The following is a 17,310-nucleotide window of genomic DNA, read 5'->3' as shown; positions in this document are numbered from 1 at the left end:
ACTACAGGGAGGCACGGCTTCCCGGCCGGTGAGCGACGAGGCTCGAGAACAGTACTCTGGCTACCGCACCGGGTGGATCTTCCGGTCGCACCGTCGTCACCGCGATGCGGTCGTCGAACAGGGCGATCCGCGGCTGAGCACCCAGCACCACGGCATGCACCTGACCGGGGAAGTTCGCCAAATCGGACAAGGTCGCCGTGGGGTCCGGATCGAGTAGTTCGAAGTCTGATAGCACGACGAGCGTCGTCTCGTGGTCCTGGTAGGCGTTCGCCAGTGCGGCGGCCCTGCGCAAGCTCGGACCAAGTTCGCTTGACCCCGCTGCGCTCTGTGGCGTCCGCAAGCCTCGGCGCAGCCGCCGAAGACCACGGCCGATGAGCCGGACCGGGGCAACATCGGCGTCGCTCCCAACATCGAAGTGGATAACCGCCCCGAACTCGCGGGCGACGCCAGCCCGCGTCACGCTGACGAACGCCCGCTCCATCTCCCTGTACCGTGCCGCCACCGGGTCATTGCCGCCACTGCCGGTCACGGAACCCGAGTCGTCGGAGACGGCGATGAGCAGGGTCGGGTACGGCGCCGGCTGGCCAGCGTCGCCAAGCTGATAGACCGGGTCGGGTGTGCCGACCCGGTCACCCAAGCCGACCTCTCCAAGAAGCTGCGCAGGAAGCAGGGTGCTTCGAAGTACCGTCGGTCGCTGGTTCATGACCGGTCACCCCGTCGCGCCTTCCGCCCGATAACTCCGCTGGGCTCACCCGCGGGGAACCCGTGGCCCAGTACATGTGTGTTGTTCCGCTGCACTCGCCAGGACAGGGACTCGACACGCTTGGCAGCTCCTTGACCACGCAGCTGGTACTCGCTCTTGATCGATCGCGCTTCCTCCAAGGCGCGTGCACGCTGACGCGGAGCTGGGGATGACGCCAGCTTGAGGTGCCGCTTGATTGCCCGGCGCAGCCGGTTTTCCATCGTGCCGACCAGATCGGCCACCTCGTCAGCAGCGGCGTAGCCCAATAGTCCCGACCCGAGCGCCGTGGCGGCCGCGAGCAAGCCGAACGTGACACCGGCCTCGATGCCTTCGATGCCGCTGCGGAGGGTGGCGATGCCCAGCGCGAGCAGTGCCACTACGAGCAACGAGAGCAAGCCGACCAGCCGTACCAACGCCATGCCCTTGCCCGCGCCGGTGAACAGCCGCCAGTACCGCTGCTCGTCCTTGCCAAGCGACTCCGGGTCGCGCTGACGGGCTTGCGCCATCCGGAGATCCTTGAGTTCCGAACCAACGAGTCCGGCGCAACCCGCGGCAACGCCTGATGCCAGTGCCTGCCAGAAGGCAATGAACGGGATGTCGCCGTTTATGACGGCCGCCGACCAGACACCCGCCATGTCGCCCAAGATCAAGAGCGGCCAGCAGACCCAGTAGCGCATCTTCGAGCCCGGCTCTCGCCTGATGTACGGCGTGAGCACACGAACGGCGTCCTGGTAGTCGGCCTGGGCCTCCTGAACCTCCTTCTCACTCGCGGCAAGCACGAACGCGGTGGCGGTGTCCGCTGAGGTCAGGCCTTCAGCCTCGACCTGGTACGGCCGAGCCGCACTCTCACCCTCGGCGGGCCACACCAGCTCCTGCTCGTCGGCGAGGGCGCCGTACTCGTACTCGCTGTATACGGTGCCGACCGTGCCAGGGCGGCCTTGTGCCTCTACCTCGGAGACACGCGGCAACGTGACGGCGTCAGCTTCTCGTGTCCACGCATCCACAGAACGCTGTGGGTCGGTGTGTCCGCGGCGCTGCTGGCGAATCACGCGGCTCACCGGCCTTCGGTGGCGAAGTCCGACACTGACAGGCACTTGCTCGCCGCTGTCTTGGCGCACAAGGCGTTGTAGTAATGGACAAGTCCTTCCACCACCGAGGAGGGCGGCGTGCCCTCGGCGACCCGGCCAAGGCCAGCCACCGTTACGGACGCGCCTGCGAGCTCCGGCAGTGCGACCCGGTCGGCGAGCGCCACTGCTTCGTCCTTGCCGAGCGGCTTCGCGCCAAGGTCGACGCCGACGTTCTGGAAGCCATCGCTCAGGATGAACAAGTCGAGCTTGTAGGCACCACCGAGCTGCTGCGTCCACTCCGCGGCCAGCCGGTATTGGGCGGTGATGTCGCTTCCACCTTGTGGCAAGGCGGCGGTAGCCGGTCCGTACCCAGCGCGCACCTTCTCCATGACGCCCTTGACCGCCTCGGCCACCCGCTTCAGACGGGCGTTGTCCGTGGCACCAGGCATCTTGAGCTCACCGTCGAACAGCACCGTCGTGGCTGCGCTGGAGGCGGAGAAGACCAACACCCGAAGGCGCCCGGAACACACAGCCGTCCGCGTGGCGATGGACTCGACGGCCGCCATGCGCTCTGCGGTGATGGCGTCCGACGCGCTGGAGCCGGTGCCGTCAATCTCCACAAGCGAGGCGGGCGGCGACGCCGGGTCGCAGGTGGCGAGGAGCTGCTGGCTGTTGGCCAGCTCATCCCGCGGGGCGGAACCACCGCTGCAGCCCGACATTAGGAGCAGAGCCAGCACAAACCCAGTCACGAGGCTTGCCGTGCAGAGCCGAGAGAGCGTCCGTGGGGTCACGGAGACGTAGGTCGACATGAGCTTCCTCCAGTTGGTCTAACCGGGGCCGGGACCCGCTCGTACCGCCCGGCTTGAGACCAACCTTCGGCCTGACGTTGCTCGTAGAATGAGCAGGGAGTGAGCAGCTTGTGCGCTCTGAGCGTGGGGAGGTCAGACGCGGTGCTGCCAGCAGAAGGCGATCCCCTCGCATCGCTCGAAGCGGAGCTGGACGTCTGGCGCAAAACACCGTTTGGTCGCCTGGTTGCCCGTCGCTACTGTCCGCCGGCGCTCGCTTGGGCGACACGCAAAGTCCGCAACATCGATGATCAGGCGCCCGTTCGCCCAGACCACATTCGGGCGATGCTCACGGCTGTGACGGCCTCACCAGGTGAGGAACCCGCCGCTGGACGTGGAGACCCTGGCGAGGCGATCACCAGCACGCGGGTCATCAGAGAGGTCTTTGGGCTGACCAGAGATTCGAAGGAAGCAAGCACCCGCGTTCGGCAAGAGATTGCTGGGCAGGCAAGTGGACACGGACTGACGTGGCACACGATCCGCAAGCACAGCGAGGTGTACGTCGAGCAGCTCAGTGCCGCGATCCGTGCAACGCTCAGCACGTTGTGGTCAGCCGACGCGCCGACGGGTAGTGCTCCTGGTGTGATCCCGCGGCCTGACGAGCTGGCGTGGTTGCACGCGACGTACCGAGAAGCCCTTGCCGGTGGCGGTGGAGTCATCACCCTCTGGGGCCTGGACGGCGCGGGCAAGTCGAGCCTCGTCAAGCGGTTCGCCAGCGAGATCGCACCTTCCGGAGCCTTCGGGTTCATCCGCCTGGGGAGGCGAGGGCTGTTCGAGGAGGACGTACGGCAGGTCCTCCGGCTAGAGGGTGTCGATACGACTTCGCTGTCTGACGACCGCTGTCAGGCACTCTTCCGGACCACGGCGGTACGGTTCAGCGCCGTTCGCCTTCTGGTGCTCGACGACGCCCAGAAGGAAGGCGACGTCTCGGCGCTGCTTCCCCACGGGAGCAACGTCCCGGTCGTCGTCACCGCTCCGAGGCGGCTGCTGCAGACCGAGCCAGGTCGGTTCCGGCAGCTAGGGCACGTGACGGTCAGCGATACCGCCGCCTACCTCAGGCAAGAGCTGCCACATGTTGGCGAGGAGACCGCCCACAGGCTTGCCAAAGTCCTTGGAGGGCACGTTGAGTCGATGCACCACGTCGTTCGCTACCTCTCAGGCCAGCCAGCAGTGGACGCCAACGCCTTTCTCGGCGAGATCATCCAGGGAGCGAGTCAAGTGCTGGAAGATCTGGCCGAGGTGATCGACGCACCGCGGAGCTTGCCGTCGATCGTGCGTGAGCTCTACGGCGCCGTCCACGAGGACGCTCTCGCGAACGCGATCTTGATCACCGTTGTCTGGACGGCTAACTCTGGTGAGCGCCCGACCGAGCTGGTCGTCGAGATCGTGCGGAAGCTCGGTCACGCTCCCACGGAGTTGCAGTTACGAGCAGCTGTACTCCGCCTCGAGCGCGTTGGGTTGCTGACATCGACGGCGACGTCGCTTGCGGTCCCTCGCCTAACGGCACGCATCCTGCGCGAGTTCACGGTCGGCGACCGCGAGCCTGTCCTGGTTGCGTACGAGCGGGCGATCGCAGTGCCTCCTGAAGTGGGTGGTGGGTCGCTCCTGAACATCCTTCGGTGGGAGTACCAGTTCCTGGCCGAGCACCGAGTCGCGGTCGCGACAGCGCTCGGCAACCGCCAGGCACCGCTACCGGCTCTCATTGCGCTCGACGCCAGTGACTGGGCCTTGCTTATGACGGACGCGGATGGCCGCCGAACCGCCGAGATGTACCGAACTACCCCAGAGTCGCTCCTCCGCGCGCGGCCGTCTGCTCCAGGCTGGGAGGTAGTCGACGCTCAGCACAGGAAGCTTGTAGCTGGTCTTGCGTCCAAGGTCTATCCAGCTATCGCGGATGGCTGGACACGCCGAGATAAATAGCCTCGTTAACTCGTAGGTGCAACGACGCATGAAGTCTTAGCCGACGCAGTGCTCTGGTCTCCGTTCGAAAAGTAAACCTCGACATACACACAGCCGCGAGCGGTCGCGAGCATGGCTCCTAGCCCGTAGGGTACAGGGCTTGGATTCGACGGTTCAGGGAAGTCCACGCGAGTTTTCGTCTCAGGCCGATGGCTTACGATATGCAGCGTCCAACCCGCCGGGATCTGATACGTAGCGCTGGCGTCACCGCCCCAAAGAACTCTCGCCCAAACAACAGGACAGATGGGCGATGCTCGCAGTTCAACATGGCCGACCTGCTTTCCTTCGGGGTCAACCACGGGAGGCTTGCTTGCCGAGACTTCCTGACTGGGGGGCGGGTCAGCACATTTACTGTCCGCGCCGCTATGGCCGCGAGGGTCTTTGCCGTCATAGCGAGACTCAAGCTCTGTCGCTCTTGACTCATCCAAGGTAGGCTCATCTGGGCGGGACGCCATATAGGCGATGAGACTTGTGAAAATTACTGCTACTGCCCCAGCGGCCGCCCAGAGAATCAGCTTCCGCATGGAACGCTTAGTGCGGTTCGGAACTATCGACTCAAGCTTGCGGGCGACCGCAAGTGCGCGATCCCGATACTTCTCGTCGTAGAGAAAATCATGGAGTGCGTCAACTACGAGCGGAGCCCATCTCTTTTTTTGATGATCACGGGCGGACCGATGGTCCATAATGAGTGGTTTCTCGGTCTCGATTGCAGCTAGACGTGCAGGCTCGTCAAGTTGTTCGAGTTTTGCAAGGTGCAGTCTTACCGCTTTAGAGTCGTGCGTGTAGTCACTTGCAGGCGGAAGCGTTGCCTTGTGCCGCTTGATGATCGATTCGATTTCAACATCGGCGTACCGACTGAACCCTAGAAGTTCACGCGCTGAGTTCAGATCCTTGGGGGATCTGTTCGCCCTCAGGGCCTCAGTAGCCTCCCTGAGGAAGGTCGATACAACCACCCCTCGTTTCTCATCCGTTCTGGCCGGATGGATCGACAGTGCCTTGATGATCGAGTCGTGGATGAGATGGGCTCGCGGAAAGTGGTAGCTGGGCGGCTTGCTCGGCCCCGACGTGACGGTCATGATCATGTTGACTTGATCGACCAGATCGTCTCGCTGCCATTCGTCGTTCATCTCCGCCTCCAAAGGGATGGGCGAGCCTAGCAAGAGCCGATCGGCGCATCCGCTATGCGACCGTTCAGATCAGCACATCGTTGACTGATCAATAAAGTCCTGTTACAACTAATCTGGGGTCGACCTCGAAAGCGATCGAGGTCAACATGGGTGAATCACGCTACATCAGCAGCGCAGTTGTGCTCTTCGAATATTTCGTTAGGGATACCTTCCCGGAGCCGCTTGCCGCTGACATGTCCGTCGAGAAAGTGCTCTACACGTGGCTGACCGAAGGCGGGCAAGCAGTAGAGCACTGCTCCGGCGACTTTCACATCTTCCAAGCAGCCGTCGCGGTTATCTTTGCAAAGGTACTCGATGCTCACCGTCGAGGCGAGCAGTACCTGACACTGCCGAGGGGTATCCCTGCCCGCACGGACCCGGATGACCCCTATTACGGCGAGATTTTCGACCCGTACACGTTCATCGGCATCAAGGATGAACTTCGGCGAGGCAACTTCGGCTAGCGAGGCTCGTGCCTACCAGTTGTAGATGCCCTAACTATCGGTCGACCCCTGCCCGCTCTCTCAGAGAGCGGGCAAACCCCTGACTGAACCCGACGATGGCTGGTTACCAGCCGTTCCTTTGCACCTCCTTTCATTGTTCTTTCCGTCACCTTTGGCGGACTGTTTTACTTTTCTGGACTCGGCGTTTTCATGGTCCTTAACGTTCCCATTGGGTGCGCGCACCTCTCGCAGCCGCTTCGGCGGCCTGACCAGAGAGGTACCCGATGGGTTCTCGCGACAAGGGCAAAGAACAAGAAGAGAAGGAAGCCCGTGATGCCGAGTTGAGGGCGGCACACGACGCAATGGAGCGACTTGCTTCCGAAGAGAAGTAATCTTCGTCGGTGGGCTGGGTAGGTGTCAGTATCAGCACATGAAGCTGGCGCTCCGCCGGATGAAGTGAAACCGGCGGGAGCACCACCTCGAGTCTGTGGTCATTGCTGAGCACGTTCGAAGTGGGCTCCCGCCTCGCGGTCGGCTTCGACAACTCGAAGCTGGTACTACTCGCCCGCAGGCTTGCCTCGGCGCTGCGCAGGGCGTCCCGCGGCAACCTCGTCAGCCTGAGAGTCAGGCTTCGCAGCCTCATCGCCACCGAAGATCGCAGCGATAGCCCGTTGGCGGGTTTGCGCATCGCGCTCGATCTCGGCCCTAGCGGCTGCCGCCTTACGCAGGATCACAGGATCTGCTTTAGTCTTTTCAATCCAGTGTTCCAAGGCCATCCGGATTTCCTCGGTTGCTGTGCGACCGGTGAGCTGCGCCAGGACATCAAGTTGCGCACGCAGATCTTCAGTGATCCGGACGGCGAGCGTCCGAAGCTGACCGGTACCTGTGGGGGTAGTCGTTGGTTGCTCGCTCATCGAGCGAGTCACCTCCTCGGTTTAGTGCGGCCGACGACTTGACAGTCATCTGGAAGCCGCATGGCACCGACGAGATACGACTACTGCCACCGCGATCTACAGGACCGCGTTGACCTGCTCTATCAATCACTCAGAGCAGGAGTATTTGCAACGCTATCTTCGCTCCTGATGTGACAACTACGTCACTACGCAGCGATTGACGATCGGTGAGCCGCAATACGTATCGAGGTGACGTTGCACATCGGTCCAGGCGAGCTGGTGAGACACTCCACTTCTGCTACGTTCTTATCGTGTCCCCCGACCTCCGCAAAACCCCCACCGCAGCAGTCGTCGCCCGTGTTCAGCAAACCCTCGCTGTAGACTTCGACCTAGCGTCCGAAGTCCGCAAACGCCGCTCCCTCGGCTACGCCACAACCCGCGGCACCTGGGTCCGCATCGAAGTCAAAGACTTGGCGCGGATGAACGGGCAGGGCTGGGGCCTCGAACAAGCCGCCGTGCTCCAGGGCGTCGCCATGCCCGCCTGGCTGCAAGGCGTGTCCTGGATCGACCACGACCTTGGTGTCATGTGGCGCGCCGACGAAACCGAGCTCATCACGGATCAGCCCATCAAGGCCGGAGGCACCCTAAAGCAGAACCCCGACCTGCCCGAGTCGTGGTGGGAGACGTTCGGGAGCTCTATGCAGGCCCTCGCCGCCCACACCACGACTCGAACCGCGACGCCTCATCTCCACCCCGTCACCCAGGAGCGCGTCACCACGACCATCCACAAGCTGTTCCCAGCTGTGGACACCTCGGTCACCGAGTGGCGAGCCGCCCACGCCGATCTCGCCTGGGCCAACCTCACCGCCCCGAATTGCTACCTCCTCGACTGGGAGGACTGGGGCATGGCCCCGCGTGGCTGGGACGCCGCCAACCTCTGGGCTTCCTCCTTCGCCGTGCCCGAGCTGGCTGAGTGCGTCTTCGAGGCGCTTCATGACGATCTGCACAGCCGGACGGGCAAGCTCGCGCAGCTCTACCACTGCGCCGAGATCCTGAGCTACCCGCCCGGCTACGCCGATGAACTTGTGCCGCTCGCTGGTGACAACGCCGAGAGGCTGCTTAGCGACCTTCGTCCGTGAGCACGCCCTGGTAGCCCGAGGCCAGTTCCGGCGTCAGTGCGGCGCAGACGCCCTCCTCGACCAAGACCTCGGCGAGCATCGCCGCATCGACGCCGGTCTCGGCCGCCACCTCGCTCGGGAACATCGGCCTCCCGCTGAGCAGCAACTTCAGCGCCGGAAGCGCGGTCTTGCCGAACTCGATCCGCCGGGCGGCTGCGGCCAGGACCACCGTGTCGTCCAGCTCCTCAAGGTGCGGCGCGAACTCGGTCACGCAGACCACCGCCGTGGGCGGGCCGAACACGCCGTGCGTCGCGATGCGCCTGCTCGGCGGCATCTCCCGCTCGCGGGCCACGAGGAAGTCGTCCACGCTCGTTGTGGCGGCCAGCTTCACCACGGCGTCCGTGAGGGCGAACTGCTGCTCGCCCCTGAAGTGCACCGAGTCCCACCGGGCGAGGTCGTGCCGGAACACTTCGCTCCGCCGCGACTGGTCAGCCAGCCAGGTGAAGTAGTCCACGCCGGTGCGCTGAGGGAAGCCGAAGGTCAGGTGCAGGCTGAAGCCGTCGCCCCGGTCTTCCCGCGTCGCCTGGTGCCAGTAGCCCCTGGGGATGTGCATGACGTCGCCCGGCTGCATAGTGCCCTTCCAGACGATCTCCTCCGGCGGCTCGACGTTCGGCTCGGCGTCGCGGTACATCGGTGCCGGGCGGCTAAGACCCCGCACCTCCCACGACTTCTGCCCGGCCACCTGCACGATGAGTACGTCGTGGTCGTCCCAGTGCAGGTTGAACCCGGCCGCATCTCCGGTGGTGAGGTAAGTGTTGACTTGCACCAGCTCGTGCGTCCACCACTGGAGGGCCCGGCAGGCGACCTCCAATGTCGGGTCGTAGGTGTTGACGCCATCCAGGACCAGCGTGGCGCCTTCCTGGATGAGCCGCCCCAGCCGCTCCATGTCCACCATCGGGACGCCCTCGGAGCGCCGGACGGGCTTCGTCGAGATGAACGCGTTCGGGTGCAGGTCGCGGCCACCTTGCAGGATGCGCAGCCGCGACGCCGTCAGGCTCCGCCGCATGATGATGTCCAGCAACTTCTCGGGCGTCAGCAGCTGCGAGCCGAGCGCCGGGTCGGGTAGCGCGCCGCGGGCGAACTCCCGACCCAGTAACCCCGGCCCCATCCAGCCCAGGGCCTCCTCGATGCCGCGAACCAACTGATGATCCATCGCGTCGTGTCCTTATCTCTTCATGACAGAAGGGGCTCCGCGGCGTCGTGCTGTGCGGAGCCCCTTCTGCTCCTGGGTGGGTGTACATGGAGGAGCGGTCTTACGGCCTACGGGTCGCGGGTCTCACCCGAGTCGCCGACGGCGCCGTCCGACGCCTGCAGCTCCGTGCGGTTCTGGACGATCGGGGTGCGCTCGACCTGCACCACCAGTCCCAGTTCGGACTCATCCATGGCGTGATCACCTCCTTCCTCATCTCGAGCTTGATCCACCCCCTCACGGCTGAAGGGGTTGGTCTTGGGCTTGGGCCGCTAGTACGCGGCGCTACTCCGGCGGAACCGGGAGGCGTTGTCCGGGCGGCAGCAGCAGCGCCCCCGCGATGTCGCCGAGACGACCGCTGACGCGCACCAACGCAGCAGGCGGCGCGAACGGCGCGTCGCTGCTGAATGTGTTCTGCACCCGTGCGTGCGCCGCGTGGTACAGCTCGCGCTCGCCCGGCCACACCTGGATGACGTCGACCACACCGCCCGGTGTGGCGCGGTGAAGATGCAGCCCGGCGAACACGCCGTCGCCGTCGAGCAGTGGCAGCGCAGCGAAGCGCGCTTCACGCAGCAGCTGCCTCGTGAGGTCGTCCTCGAACATGGGCGCTACCACCACACCGACGTGTCGTCCTGGTGCTGGCTCATGACCACGATCTGCGCCTGCGTCTGCGAGATCCGCAGCGCCAGCACCATGAGCGCCTGCTTCGAGCGCCCCAGATGATCCTCGTGTGGTACGACGAAGCCGAACGTCTCCGGCATGGCAAGCACGTTCAGGAGGCCACCAAGACCGGGCCGCTGCACCGTGTCGCCAAGCGGCCCTCGGTCAACGAAGACGTTGGCCAGCACAAGACCGCGCGTGCGGCAGAAGTGCCGGATCTCCCGCTGCCAGGCCACGATCTCCAGTTCGTCCGGCTGCTCGGCCAGCAGGTAGCCATACACGACCTTGAGTGCCCCTCCTTGGATGGCGGGCTTTTCCTTCTTGGCGGGCAGCATGGCTAGAACGCCTCCCGCAGCCGGTATGCGCGGCGCAGGTGGTTGCAGGGCCACACCTCACGGCACCGCGGGCACGAGCCGTCGACGTCGATGTGCAGCAGGAATGCGATGACCGTCAGGTAGTAGAGGGTGGCTGGTTCCGGAACGTCGGCCGTGGACGCGGCGCTCTCGCCGAGGATGTCCTTGCCTTGGAGGGGGATCACGGCTGCGAGGTTGGTCATGGGGTTGCCGCCTGAGTGATCGGTAGCGGAGGTGGATGGCAGGGCCGACGACGGCGTCGGGGGCGCAACGTCGTCGGCCCTGCCGGTCTGGGGATCTCGGCTGCTCGGTGGAGACCGAGCCGAAGATCGTGGCCAAGCGGGTGGGGATGGGACCGGTGGGGAACGTTGGGGCTAGTCGATGGCACTCAAGTGCCGTTGTCGGGGTCGTCTTGGTGGCCGTACGCTCAGACAACCGGACGTAGCGGGTCGAACACAGGGCGTCCTCCGGGCGGTATCAGGGCAGAAACCGGACATCGACCCCGATGACCTGCACGAACAACGGCAGATCGGCGGGAGACCGACGTGGCAGCCAGACGGCGAAGCTTGGCGAGGCGCCGTAAGTCACTGGGGTTCAGTCAGGAGTCGCTGGCCGAAGCGCTCGGCGTCGACCCCAAGACCGTGCAGCGCTGGGAGCGCGGTGTCACCGGGGACGGGCCACAGCCGTGGCTTCGGCCCAAGCTGGCTCGTCTGCTCGATGTCTCACCGGACGGGCTTGAAGCGCTGCTCGTTGACGTCGAGCGTGACGACGGCGAACCAGACGAGCGCCTTGCCTACACGCTCCAGCATCCCGGCAGTGTCGATCTCACAGCGGTGGCGCGACTGCGGGAACGTGTTCACGAGCTGGATGAGCGTTATGACCGCGCGCCTTCGACGTCGCTGCTGGCCGAGACCGGCCAAGCGCTCGGGCAGGTCACGTTCCTTTCGAGCCACGCCAAGACGCAGCGGATTCGCCGCGAGCTCAGCGCGGTGGAGGCCGAGAGCGCCATCTTGATGGGCCAGCTGGTGTGGGACGCCTCCCAGCGCCGTGACCACGCCACCGCACACCGGTACTTCGACCAAGCGGTCACTGCTGCTCGGAAGGTGCACGACACTGCGGCCGAAGGGCTGGCCCTGCTGCGAAAGAGCTACGTCGCCCTCTACGGGGAGACCGACCCCGACACGGGGCTCGCCCTCACGCGCCAGGCAGCCGAGACGACCGCGGACACAAGCCACGTCCTCAGCGGCCTCGCCGTGCTCCATGCGGCTGAAGCCCACGCCATGCGAGGCGAGCTGGCCGAGTGCGAACAGGCCCTTGGTGACGCCGAGACTTGCTTCGAGCAGATCGACGAGGACGACGCGGCGATCGAACTGTTCTCGCCCACCCAGCACGGCCGGTTGGCTGGTTCCTGTTATCTGTTCCTGGGACGGGCCAAGCAGGCTGAACCCATCCTCCACGCCACTGCAGCCCAGCTCCGTGACCGCTCGAAGTCGCAGGCCATCGTGCTTGGCAACCTCAGCTTGGCCTACATCCGCCAAGCCAAGCTCGATGAAGCCGCGGGCACGTTGCACGGCGCGATGGACGTCATCGAGGCGACCTGGGGCGGTGGCGGGCTCAACATCTTGTTCGACGCCTGCCGCGAAATGCAGCCGTGGCGTCGTGAACCCAGCGTGCAAGATGTCTACGACCGGGTCATGACCCTGATGGCTACGCGCTGAACCCTAGGGAGCACCAGGTGGCGGACGTCGACCAGGCGAAGCAAGCCGCACGCGAGAAGGTGTGGTCGCTGCTCGAACGCGAGCATGCCGTGCCGCCAGGTGTCCACGGCCGCATCCCGGCGTTCTTCGGAGCCGATGACGCCGCCGCCCGGCTGGCTGAACTGCCCGAGTGGCGTGCAGCGAGTGTGGTGAAGGCCGTTCCCGACACGCCACAGGAGCCGGTCCGGGCCCAGGCGCTCCACGACGGCAAGCTGCTCTACATGGCCGTGCCGAAGCTCGCGGAGCCGAAGCCGTTCATCCTGCTCGACCCGGCAGAGCTGACCGTGACACCCGAGGAGGTGTCGGTGCGGCACACCGCGGTGAAGCTCGGCCGCCAGGTTGATGTTGACGCCATGCAGCCCGTAGACCTGATTGTGTGCGGCAGCGTGGCCGTGAACCGGCACGGCGTGCGGCTCGGCAAGGGCGCGGGCTACTCCGACATCGAGGTGGCGCTGCTGCAGGAAGCCGGGCTCATCTCCGAGAAGACGACGATCGTGACGACGGTGCACCAGCTCCAGGTCGTGGACGACGAGCTGCCCGAGACGGCACATGACTTCAGCGTGGACATCATCGTGACGCCGGAGGAGGTCATCCGGTGCGGCAACCCGCGGCGGCCCACGGGCTTGCTGTGGGAGGACTTGCCAGCGGAGAAGGTGGCGGCGATTCCGGTGCTGGGGGCGCGGCGGCGGCTTGGAGCGTGATGTGGTTGTGGCTGCTCAGGCGAGTCTCCGCAGACGGGGCGGCGGTGCTCCTTCTCGGACGACGATGGTCATGAATAGTCCGAACGGGTACTGGCTCGGGAAGAACTTCCAGCCATGTCCGTCCACCATCTTCCATCGTGCCTGCGAGGTGCCCTCGAGCGGCTGCGAGCGCACCGGCACGCTGATGTCCACTTCCTCGCCTGGCATGGTGTCCGGGATCGTGACGTAGGCTGGTGAGTGCGGTACGCCGTAGCCGCCAGCCGCACCGTCCCTTGCGAGGCGTCGGCCGACCCATGGCACCGATCCTGTGTTCTTGATCCGCCAGACCTTCTCGAAGATGAACTTCGGGGGCATCACTGTGCCATCTGGGATCGTGACGTCGGCGATGAACGTGGACTCGTCGCCTGGAATCGGATAGCTCGGAGCCGCGCCTGCCCCCCGTTGTGGTGGTCGCGGGCTGGTTTGGGCCTCGACATACGCCGTCCAGAGCTGGCCGTCGGCGCGGAAGCGCTCCTCGTAGAGGGCGACGATGTCCCAACTCGCGCTGTCCCGACCGGCCTCGACGTTGCTGAGGTGGCCAACGCTCTTGCCGAGCTGCTTGGCCATGTCGGCCAGTCTGACTCCTGCCGCTTCACGGACCAAGCGGAGCTGGTGCCCAAGGACGACACGGGAGCTGGGGACGGTCATGCGTCCATCGTCGTTTGGAGATCGCCAAACTACCAGCGCCGTTTGTACCGTCGAGCTGGAAGTGAACCAGGCAGGGGTGAATTTGTGACGTATACGCGCTGCACTCGGTGAGTAGGTTGGCTAGATCAAACCGCATACGTCTGATTGTCGATCTTCTTCGCGGGTGCACGTAACGCCGATGCCAGTTCGTCCGATTTGATAGTGGCCATGCAAGCCCTACCAGCTCTAAGGAGGTGATCATGACCGCATCGATGTTGCCCGACGAGAACGCGGAGCCGCGGCCTTTGCTTGCTCGTTGGGCCGTTCAAAGCTCCGTACCCGTTGGCAGTACGGACATGCGCAACCCGGACACAAGCACCAACAACCCCAGCACGGAGGACAACGATACCTGATGCAGCGCGACGTCGACATTCTCGTGATCGGAACATCAATCGACCCTCATATCGATGCGGTGCTAGGTAAGTTGCCGCGCAGCCTGTCAGTCGTTCGGTTTGATGTCGATCGGTTTCCTCGCGAGAGTCGACTCTCGTTGTCGCCGCTGGCAGTAGATTGCCAAGTCCTGCTGACTGAAGGCCGCGAGGTGCTCGACATCTCGCGGCCGCAGGTCGTATGGTTTCGTCGCCTTGGAGCACCAGGTTTGCCCGAAGGGCTGCCAGATAGGTATCGCCAGTTTTGCCTCGGAGAGGCTGAACAGGCGCTCGAAGGAATGCTCAACCTGATTCGCCCTAATGCCTGGATAAATGAGTACTGGTCGACACGTCAGGCCGCTAACAAGCCGCGCCAGTATGCTATGGCGCAAGTTGCCGGACTGCATGTTCCGAAGACCTTCGTATCAAACGATCCAGTCGTCTCTGAAGCTTGGTTGAATGAGGAACCTTATGCCGTAGTCAAGAGCTTGCACAGCCCTATGATAACGAAGCAAGACTCTTCATCTAATAGATCGTTTGCTTTCACAAGGCTGCTGACCGAACAGGACCGCAAGGATCTGACGGACGTCGCGACCACACCTTGCCAATTTCAGCCCTACGTGAAGGGTCGTTTCGAGTTACGAGTGACATCGATTGGCAATCGACACTTCGCGGTGAGGATTGACAAACCGATCGGCTCCCGAGATGTTCCCGACTGGCGACCTGTTACGAGCGAGTGTACTTACCGGACCTGGCACCTGCCGTCTGATGTAGGTACCGCCCTGTCCCGTTTCATGGCCGACTTGGGTCTTGAGTACGCGGCCAGCGACTTTATTGTCGACGAAAGCGGGAAGTTCGTATTTCTGGAGTCCAATCCGCATGGCGCATGGCTCTGGCTGGAAGAAGCGATACCCGGCTTGGGTATTGCCGAAAATTTCGCAAGGCATCTTACGCTCCTTGTGCAGCGTTAAGGACTATTGCCACTTTCGTCACCTAGCATGTTAGACTGAAGGGTGGTATGCCAAAAAGAAAACCTTTACTGGTACGAGTATCTCACCGCATGTACCGTAACGATCAGCATCAACGCCTTGTAGTCGGTCAGAGCAGCAGCGCTGGCTTCCGAGGTGATGTCGAGCGGAGAGTCTTTGCACGGATGCTCGTGCGCCGAAGGCGTGTCCTACCTTCGCGTGCCGCCTTTGAATTGGCCATGGTAATGCATCATGGAACGTCTCTCCGAGACATGCATATGGCGAATCTTTTTGTTGAAGTAGCTATCAAGAAGGCGCATCCGAAAGCACGCTGGTTGAGCGCCGCAATATTCGATAGAGGTCGCATCTTGTCGAAGCGGCCACAGTACTACGGAACTCAATTTGCTCGCGATCAAAATTCGGGCATGTTGCATCTTCATCCCGTCGACGGTAAGTGTACCGATAGTGAGCGCATTGAGCTTGGCCTCAATACTCTTGCCGAGATTGAGGCGGCACTCGCATCAGCCTCGTGATGACCTATACAGGGCCACTCATCTTCTAATCGCCAATTCCCCTGTAAGTTTTGTGCGGTATGCGATTCAGCTATGAGAAGGCAGTCAGTTGCCCTAACGAGCTGAGAGCATTCGGTGCTGCGGCGGCAGCCGACAGATAACGGACATATGGGTGAACTGGGGTGGCTCCTTGCTGCGGGAGTCTCCGTGTGGCGGCAAGCTGGCAAGGCCCTGCGACATCCACACGGGAGCCCTCATCGTGGCCAAGACCCGCTTCACCGGCCTCTTACCTATCATCGTCGTCTGCGCCGTCGTCATCCTGTTTGGTCCTACGCTGCTCGACACCGTGCAGGACGCACTGCCGGAACTCGGCGGCGCGACGGAAACCAGCTACGTCGTTGCCCCCGCCGTCAAGCCGCGTACCGACAAGTGCACTGCGGATCAGCTCCTGAAGGACAGGCAGTGCGACGACCTCAAGGTCGTCCAGCTCAGCGCCGAGAAGATGCCCTACATCACGCGCAACATCCAGCTCGCGTGGGCGGAGGACAAGCCAGCCATCTTGCACAAGGACGCCCCCGGCACCGACCAAACGAAGCGCAACACCGTCTGCGGCTCGGGTGTGTTCACCAAGACCTTCTCCGACGGCAGTTGCGACGAGTACGCCTTCGCCTCCACCGTCGAGGGCGGCCAGTGGGCCAACGTCCGCACCGAGGAAGTCCCCCTCCGGGAGCAGAACTGCCAGGGTGGCACGCTGCGCCAGGAGTACCGTCGTGCCAACATCCAGCAGGGTGATGCCTTCATCGTCGTCATCACCAACCCAGAGAAGATCGCTACCAGCGCCTACGCCGGAAGCGACACCGCCGAGGACCAGTCATGCACCAGTTGATCGACTCCTACGACTGGATCGAGCATCAGGACGTGGTGATGACCTTCGCCGTCATCCAGCGCTCCACGGTGCAGGAAGTCGTTCGCGTCTATGGCGGCGACCCAGCCAAGAGCCAGCTCATGACCACCATCGAGGCCGAGGACGCCGCCCTCGATGACCGCGGCTGCTTCTACGTGCAGGTTTTCGAGCACGAGACGAGCGTCATCGCCCTGGAGAACAACGGCTGGAGCGGCACCGTCCCAGAGATCGCTCGCCGCGCTTCGGCAGGCGGCGCCACCTTCTTCTCGGTGCACTGGAACGTCAACGGCCTGTTCCGCGTCACCGAGGCCGAGGACGGCACAGTGACCGCCTCCTTCGACCCCATGCGCGTCGATGCCGATGATCTGGGTGACCTAGTGCCAGCTTGGGCTGCTGAGGTGCCCTTCGCGATCGGGAAGTTGCGGGCGACCTCGCTGGCCGCGGCCGGGGAGCGGACTGGCGTGGCGTTCGACCAGGCGTGGCTCGCGACGAAGCTGCCGACGTACCGCATCCCCGATCCAGACGTGCTGCTGGAAGGTGTTGAGGGCGCACGTCTGCCGTGATGGGCGGAGGTCCCAGACGTCACGACGAATAAATGCGCGCAAATATTCGTTTTGCTCGATCGGGCGATTGCTGGACCATGGGTCTACCAAGACACTCGAACCGTGAACCCTCGTGAGCTTCGGGTGACCCTCCCGGCGGACCTGCCGAACGAGCAGTACGCCACGATCACGCATGCCGTCTTCTCGGTGCTCGATGTTGCTGGGATCGCGGACCTATCGTCGGTACATGTGGATGCAGCCGCCACAGACCATGACCTCAACGAGGCGTTCGACCGGCACAGTGAGCAGTACCCGTGGGGCTGGTAGGCGTCTTGTG

The 17,310-nt window shown here is 63.8% G+C and carries 21 protein-coding genes; 11 read left to right on the top strand and 10 right to left on the bottom strand.

What is annotated here, in order from left to right:
* Nucleotide 1: 1 nt before the first annotated feature.
* The 3 genes from AB0I91_RS13860 to AB0I91_RS13850 are packed head-to-tail and all read right to left on the bottom strand — an operon-like array spanning nucleotide 2 to nucleotide 2,618.
* Complete coding sequence (locus tag AB0I91_RS13860; RefSeq protein ID WP_499637028.1) at nucleotides 2-703, bottom strand: hypothetical protein; 702 nt, start codon at nucleotides 701-703, stop codon at nucleotides 2-4.
* Entirely contained in the window at nucleotides 700-1,800 is a 1,101-nt protein-coding gene (locus AB0I91_RS13855; RefSeq protein WP_499637026.1) for a hypothetical protein, read from the bottom strand. Before AB0I91_RS13855 ends, AB0I91_RS13860 begins: the two co-directional genes overlap by 4 nt.
* Nucleotides 1,797-2,618 (bottom strand): hypothetical protein, encoded by an 822-nt coding sequence (locus AB0I91_RS13850; protein ID WP_499637024.1) that lies wholly within the window; start codon nucleotides 2,616-2,618, stop codon nucleotides 1,797-1,799. The genes AB0I91_RS13855 and AB0I91_RS13850 overlap by 4 nt, the downstream gene beginning before the upstream one ends.
* A 321-nt stretch (nucleotides 2,619-2,939) precedes the next feature.
* Between AB0I91_RS13850 and AB0I91_RS13845 the strand changes: the two genes are divergently transcribed.
* The gene (locus tag AB0I91_RS13845; protein ID WP_499637022.1) at nucleotides 2,940-4,574 is read left to right on the top strand and encodes a hypothetical protein; all 1,635 of its coding nucleotides are present in this window, start codon (nucleotides 2,940-2,942) and stop codon (nucleotides 4,572-4,574) included.
* Nucleotides 4,575-4,579: 5 nt separating this feature from the next.
* Here AB0I91_RS13845 and AB0I91_RS13840 read toward each other — a convergent pair whose 3' ends face one another.
* Nucleotides 4,580-5,740, bottom strand: a complete 1,161-nt coding sequence (locus AB0I91_RS13840) for a hypothetical protein (RefSeq protein ID WP_499637020.1) — start codon at nucleotides 5,738-5,740, stop codon at nucleotides 4,580-4,582.
* 146 nt (nucleotides 5,741-5,886) lie between these two features.
* On the opposite strand from AB0I91_RS13840, the gene AB0I91_RS13835 reads away from it, so the two are divergent.
* The 3 genes from AB0I91_RS13835 (at nucleotide 5,887) to AB0I91_RS13825 (ending at nucleotide 8,254) form a co-directional block, all read left to right on the top strand.
* Nucleotides 5,887-6,243: a hypothetical protein gene (locus AB0I91_RS13835; protein WP_499637018.1), complete on the top strand. Its 357-nt coding sequence runs from the start codon at nucleotides 5,887-5,889 to the stop codon at nucleotides 6,241-6,243.
* 473 nt (nucleotides 6,244-6,716) lie between these two features.
* Complete coding sequence (locus tag AB0I91_RS13830) at nucleotides 6,717-7,178, top strand: hypothetical protein (protein ID WP_499637016.1); 462 nt, start codon at nucleotides 6,717-6,719, stop codon at nucleotides 7,176-7,178.
* 248 nt (nucleotides 7,179-7,426) lie between these two features.
* Nucleotides 7,427-8,254 carry a hypothetical protein gene (locus AB0I91_RS13825; RefSeq protein ID WP_499637014.1) on the top strand — a complete coding sequence of 276 codons (828 nt, stop codon included), beginning with the start codon at nucleotides 7,427-7,429 and terminating at the stop codon, nucleotides 8,252-8,254.
* Here AB0I91_RS13825 and AB0I91_RS13820 read toward each other — a convergent pair.
* From AB0I91_RS13820 to AB0I91_RS13800, 5 genes are all read right to left on the bottom strand, one after another.
* Nucleotides 8,235-9,446 carry a JmjC domain-containing protein gene (locus AB0I91_RS13820; protein ID WP_499637012.1) on the bottom strand — a complete coding sequence of 404 codons (1,212 nt, stop codon included), beginning with the start codon at nucleotides 9,444-9,446 and terminating at the stop codon, nucleotides 8,235-8,237. The two genes, AB0I91_RS13825 and AB0I91_RS13820, sit on opposite strands and share 20 nt — an antisense overlap.
* A 107-nt stretch (nucleotides 9,447-9,553) precedes the next feature.
* Nucleotides 9,554-9,676 carry a hypothetical protein gene (locus tag AB0I91_RS13815; protein ID WP_433268962.1) on the bottom strand — a complete coding sequence of 41 codons (123 nt, stop codon included), beginning with the start codon at nucleotides 9,674-9,676 and terminating at the stop codon, nucleotides 9,554-9,556.
* A 91-nt stretch (nucleotides 9,677-9,767) separates the two neighbouring features.
* Nucleotides 9,768-10,085 (bottom strand): hypothetical protein, encoded by a 318-nt coding sequence (locus tag AB0I91_RS13810; RefSeq protein ID WP_499637010.1) that lies wholly within the window; start codon nucleotides 10,083-10,085, stop codon nucleotides 9,768-9,770.
* A gap of 5 nt (nucleotides 10,086-10,090) precedes the next feature.
* Nucleotides 10,091-10,477 carry a recombinase family protein gene (locus AB0I91_RS13805; RefSeq protein ID WP_499637008.1) on the bottom strand — a complete coding sequence of 129 codons (387 nt, stop codon included), beginning with the start codon at nucleotides 10,475-10,477 and terminating at the stop codon, nucleotides 10,091-10,093.
* 2 nt (nucleotides 10,478-10,479) lie between these two features.
* A complete protein-coding gene (locus AB0I91_RS13800) occupies nucleotides 10,480-10,680 on the bottom strand; it encodes a hypothetical protein (RefSeq protein WP_499637006.1) in 201 nt (66 codons plus the stop codon).
* A gap of 360 nt (nucleotides 10,681-11,040) precedes the next feature.
* Here AB0I91_RS13800 and AB0I91_RS13795 point away from each other — a divergent pair, with 360 nt between their 5' ends.
* On the top strand, nucleotides 11,041-12,213 hold the full coding sequence (locus tag AB0I91_RS13795; RefSeq protein ID WP_499637004.1) for an NsdA family TPR-like regulatory protein: 1,173 nt from the start codon (nucleotides 11,041-11,043) through the stop codon (nucleotides 12,211-12,213).
* 17 nt (nucleotides 12,214-12,230) lie between these two features.
* A complete protein-coding gene (locus AB0I91_RS13790) occupies nucleotides 12,231-12,953 on the top strand; it encodes a 5-formyltetrahydrofolate cyclo-ligase (RefSeq protein ID WP_499637002.1) in 723 nt (240 codons plus the stop codon).
* A 15-nt stretch (nucleotides 12,954-12,968) separates the two neighbouring features.
* On the opposite strand, the gene AB0I91_RS13785 is transcribed toward AB0I91_RS13790, so the two are convergent.
* Complete coding sequence (locus AB0I91_RS13785; protein WP_499637000.1) at nucleotides 12,969-13,640, bottom strand: NBR1-Ig-like domain-containing protein; 672 nt, start codon at nucleotides 13,638-13,640, stop codon at nucleotides 12,969-12,971.
* Between the two features lie 391 nt (nucleotides 13,641-14,031).
* Between AB0I91_RS13785 and AB0I91_RS13780 the strand changes: the two genes are divergently transcribed.
* From AB0I91_RS13780 to AB0I91_RS13760, 5 genes are all read left to right on the top strand, one after another.
* Entirely contained in the window at nucleotides 14,032-15,018 is a 987-nt protein-coding gene (locus tag AB0I91_RS13780) for an MvdC/MvdD family ATP grasp protein (RefSeq protein WP_499636998.1), read from the top strand.
* A gap of 89 nt (nucleotides 15,019-15,107) precedes the next feature.
* The gene (locus AB0I91_RS13775) at nucleotides 15,108-15,548 is read left to right on the top strand and encodes a hypothetical protein (RefSeq protein ID WP_499636996.1); all 441 of its coding nucleotides are present in this window, start codon (nucleotides 15,108-15,110) and stop codon (nucleotides 15,546-15,548) included.
* 238 nt (nucleotides 15,549-15,786) lie between these two features.
* Nucleotides 15,787-16,413: a NucA/NucB deoxyribonuclease domain-containing protein gene (locus AB0I91_RS13770; RefSeq protein WP_499636994.1), complete on the top strand. Its 627-nt coding sequence runs from the start codon at nucleotides 15,787-15,789 to the stop codon at nucleotides 16,411-16,413.
* Complete coding sequence (locus AB0I91_RS13765; RefSeq protein ID WP_499636992.1) at nucleotides 16,401-16,994, top strand: DUF6461 domain-containing protein; 594 nt, start codon at nucleotides 16,401-16,403, stop codon at nucleotides 16,992-16,994. The genes AB0I91_RS13770 and AB0I91_RS13765 overlap by 13 nt, the downstream gene beginning before the upstream one ends.
* Nucleotides 16,995-17,096: 102 nt before the next feature.
* Nucleotides 17,097-17,300: a hypothetical protein gene (locus AB0I91_RS13760; RefSeq protein WP_499636990.1), complete on the top strand. Its 204-nt coding sequence runs from the start codon at nucleotides 17,097-17,099 to the stop codon at nucleotides 17,298-17,300.
* The last annotated feature ends 10 nt before the right edge of the window (nucleotides 17,301-17,310 follow it).

Source organism: Actinosynnema sp. NPDC049800, from assembly GCF_040656635.1.
Taxonomy (GTDB): Bacteria; Actinomycetota; Actinomycetes; order Mycobacteriales; family Pseudonocardiaceae; genus Actinosynnema.
Note: the sequence above shows the minus strand (reverse complement) of the source record. Positions and strands in the feature narration are given on the sequence as shown.

Bases quoted from the DNA above. Each gene is read 5' to 3' on its own strand.
- AB0I91_RS13860 (WP_499637028.1), bottom strand. From the start codon at position 703: ATGAACCAGCGACCGACGGTACTTCGAAGCACCCTGCTTCCTGCGCAG.
- AB0I91_RS13850 (WP_499637024.1), bottom strand. From the start codon at position 2,618: ATGTCGACCTACGTCTCCGTGACCCCACGGACGCTCTCTCGGCTCTGC.
- AB0I91_RS13845 (WP_499637022.1), top strand. From the start codon at position 2,940: ATGCTCACGGCTGTGACGGCCTCACCAGGTGAGGAACCCGCCGCTGGA.
- AB0I91_RS13840 (WP_499637020.1), bottom strand. From the start codon at position 5,740: ATGAACGACGAATGGCAGCGAGACGATCTGGTCGATCAAGTCAACATG.
- AB0I91_RS13835 (WP_499637018.1), top strand. From the start codon at position 5,887: ATGGGTGAATCACGCTACATCAGCAGCGCAGTTGTGCTCTTCGAATAT.
- AB0I91_RS13820 (WP_499637012.1), bottom strand. From the start codon at position 9,446: ATGGATCATCAGTTGGTTCGCGGCATCGAGGAGGCCCTGGGCTGGATG.
- AB0I91_RS13815 (WP_433268962.1), bottom strand. From the start codon at position 9,676: ATGGATGAGTCCGAACTGGGACTGGTGGTGCAGGTCGAGCGCACCCCG.
- AB0I91_RS13810 (WP_499637010.1), bottom strand. From the start codon at position 10,085: ATGTTCGAGGACGACCTCACGAGGCAGCTGCTGCGTGAAGCGCGCTTC.
- AB0I91_RS13805 (WP_499637008.1), bottom strand. From the start codon at position 10,477: ATGCTGCCCGCCAAGAAGGAAAAGCCCGCCATCCAAGGAGGGGCACTC.
- AB0I91_RS13785 (WP_499637000.1), bottom strand. From the start codon at position 13,640: ATGACCGTCCCCAGCTCCCGTGTCGTCCTTGGGCACCAGCTCCGCTTG.
- AB0I91_RS13780 (WP_499636998.1), top strand. From the start codon at position 14,032: ATGCAGCGCGACGTCGACATTCTCGTGATCGGAACATCAATCGACCCT.
- AB0I91_RS13775 (WP_499636996.1), top strand. From the start codon at position 15,108: ATGTACCGTAACGATCAGCATCAACGCCTTGTAGTCGGTCAGAGCAGC.
- AB0I91_RS13765 (WP_499636992.1), top strand. From the start codon at position 16,401: ATGCACCAGTTGATCGACTCCTACGACTGGATCGAGCATCAGGACGTG.